The organism is Roseicyclus sp. (assembly GCF_052168335.1).
Classification (GTDB): Bacteria; Pseudomonadota; Alphaproteobacteria; order Rhodobacterales; family Rhodobacteraceae; genus Roseibacterium.
This window is the reverse complement of sequence record NZ_JBQLZP010000085.1, coordinates 1-2,321: the sequence shown is the minus strand read 5'-3', so window position 1 is coordinate 2,321 and position 2,321 is coordinate 1. Positions and strand designations below refer to the sequence as shown.

Annotated in this window: 1 protein-coding gene; it reads left to right on the top strand. The window is 74.2% G+C overall.

What is annotated here, in order from left to right; genetic code table 11:
* Positions 1–2,321 (top strand): glutamine-synthetase adenylyltransferase (locus tag ACTS11_RS02795; RefSeq protein WP_442638825.1); only part of this gene is annotated, 2,321 nt, incomplete at both ends.

Sequence of the window (2,321 nt, the reverse complement as noted above, 5' to 3'; positions counted from 1 at the left end):
TGCGTCGCGGCGGCGCTCGCCCACCATGTCGCGCAGGAGGCGCGGCGCGGCAGGATTCCCGGCATGACCGAGGAGGACGCCTTCCGCGACGGGGCGGGGATGGTCGCGCTCGCCATGGGCAAGATGGGCGCGGGGGAGCTCAACTATTCCTCGGACATCGACCTCATCTGCCTCTTCGACGACACGCGTTTCGCCGAAGGCGAGGCGATGGAGGCGCGGGCGGGCTTCATCCGGGCGACGCGCCGGATGGCCGCGACGCTGTCGGAGGCGGGGCCCGAGGGATACGTCTTCCGCACCGACCTGCGGCTGAGGCCCGACGCCTCCGTCACGCCGGTCTGCATCTCGATGGAGGCGGCCGAGCGCTACTACGAGGCGGAGGGGCGGTCCTGGGAGCGGTCGGCCTACATCAAGGCGCGGGCGGCGGCGGGCGACATCGCGGCGGGCGAGCGGTTCCTCGAGACGCTGGTGCCCTTCGTCTGGCGGCGGCACCTCGACTTCGCGATGGTCGAGGACACCATGGACATGCGCCGCCGCATCCGCGAGCACAAGGGCCTCCACCGTGCGGGCGGGTCCATCCCGCTCGAGGGGCACAACATGAAGCTCGGCGCGGGCGGCATCCGCGAGATCGAGTTCTTCGCCCAGACCCGGCAGCTCGTGGCGGGCGGGCGCGACCCCGCGCTCCGGCAGCGGCGGACGGTCGAGGCGCTGGCGGCGCTGGCGGAGGCGGGCTGGATCGGCGGCGAGACGGCGGCGGAGCTGGCCGGGCTCTACGCCCATCACCGGGAGATCGAGCACCGGCTCCAGATGATCGACGACGCGCAGACCCACACGCTGCCGAAATCGGCCGAAGGGTTCGACCGGCTCGCCCGGTTCTGCGGCGAGGGGGATACGGCCGCCTTCCGCCAGCGGCTCGCCGAACGGATCGAGCGGGTCGAGGCGCTGACGGGCGCGTTCTTCGCGCCGATGGAGCGGGAGGCGGCGGCGCCGCAGATCGGCGAGGAGGCGGCGGCGATCGTCGCGCGCTGGCCGAGCTATCCGGCCCTGCGGTCCGCGCGCGGTCAGGCGATCTTCGAGCGGCTGAAGCCGCGCTTCCTCGCGCGATTCGACAAGGCGGCGAAACCGCTCGAGGCGCTCCAGAACTTCGACGGGTTCCTGCGCGGCCTGCCCGCGGGGGTGCAGCTCTTCTCGCTCTTCGAGGCGAACCCGCCGCTCGTGGACCTGATCGTGGACATCTGGGCGACCGCGCCGGGCCTCTCGCGCTATCTCTCGCGGCATTCGGCGGTGCTCGACGCGGTGCTCGACGGGCGGTTCTTCGCGCCCTGGCCGGGGCGCGAGGCGCTGGCGAAGGATCTGGCGGCGGCGCTGCGCGGGCAGGACTACGAGGCGCGGCTCGACGCGGCGCGGCGCTGGCAGCACGAATGGCACTTCCGCGTCGGCGTCCACCAGCTCCGGGGGCTGATCGCGCCCGAAACGGCCGGCGAGCACTATACCGACCTCGCCGACGCGGTGGTGTCCGTGCTCTGGCCGCTCGTCTGCGCCGAGATCGCCGAGAAGCACGGGCCCGCGCCGGGTCGGGGCGGTGCTGTCCTCGGGATGGGGAGCCTCGGGGCGGGGCAGATGACCGCCTCCTCCGACCTCGACCTCATCGTGATCTACGACGCAGGGAGCGTCGAGATGACCGAGGGGCGCCGCCCGCTCGACCCGCGCGGCTGGTTCGCCAAGGCGACCAAGGCTCTGGTCACGGCGCTGTCGGCACCCACGGCAGCGGGCAAGCTCTACGACGTCGACATGCGGCTCCGGCCCTCGGGGCGGCAGGGGCCGGTGGCGACCGCGCTCTCCTCCTTCGAGCGCTACCAGCGCGAGGAGGCCTGGACCTGGGAGCACATGGCGCTGACCCGCGCGCGCGTCGTCGCGGGGGCGGAGGACCTCGCCCGCGACATCGAGACGGTGCGGCGCGAGGTGCTGGCCCGGCCCGCCGACGCGGCGAAGGTCGTGGCCGACGCCTCGGCCATGCGGGCGCGTCTTGCGGCGGCGGGACGCGAGGGCGGCACCTGGAACGTCAAGGACGGGAAGGGGGGGCTCCAGGACATCGAGCTCCTCTCGCAGGCGGGCGCGCTGATCGCGGGGTCGCCGGGGCACCGGCCCGCCGACCAGATCGCGGCCGCCGCCCGCGCCGGCTGCATCGGGGCGGAGGACGCCGGGACGCTGACCGAGGCGCATGCGCTCTTCTCGCGGGTGAACCAGTCGGGGCGTCTCCTGATGGAGGGGCCGCTCGACGCCGACGCCGTGGGCGTGGGCGGCTGCGCCTTCCTGGCCGCGCA